The 427-nt window shown below is 41.2% G+C and carries 1 pseudogene; it reads left to right on the forward strand.

From position 1 onward, the window contains the following. Positions 1–341, forward strand: a pseudogene (locus SB717_RS33835) (group II intron reverse transcriptase/maturase); the annotation flags it as partial. Between the last annotated feature and the right edge of the window lie 86 nt (positions 342–427).

A 427-nucleotide genomic window follows, 5' to 3' on the forward strand; every position in this document is an offset into this window, starting at 1 on the left:
AGAAGCCCCACCACGGTGGAAATAATAAATGGATTCTCACATGTCCAGTTACTAACATTCAATTGTTAAAGATGTCCCGGATTAAGATAGAACGGCATGTCATGGTAGCCTATAAAAACAGCCCAGATGATCCAACTCTAAGAGAGTATTGGGAAAAACGAGACCGTAAGGTCTTTAATAGCGAAAATATTTTAGATAGGATGAAACTCGCAAGAAAACAAGGATATCGTTGTGCGTTGTGTAAGCAGACTCTACAAAATGGAGAGAAAGTTACAGTGCGAAACCTAGAGGTTTCTACAGGTGAATTTGCTAAATTAGTACATGTACCCTGTATTAAATAAATAAGTTGCTTGGATAAAAAGAAGGCTTGAGCCGTATGACGGGAAATCTGTCACGTGCGGTTCTTAGGGGGGCGGGCGCTCGTGAG

The organism is Priestia sp. SIMBA_032 (assembly GCF_046535215.1).
GTDB classification, from domain to species: Bacteria; Bacillota; Bacilli; order Bacillales; family Bacillaceae_H; genus Priestia; species Priestia aryabhattai.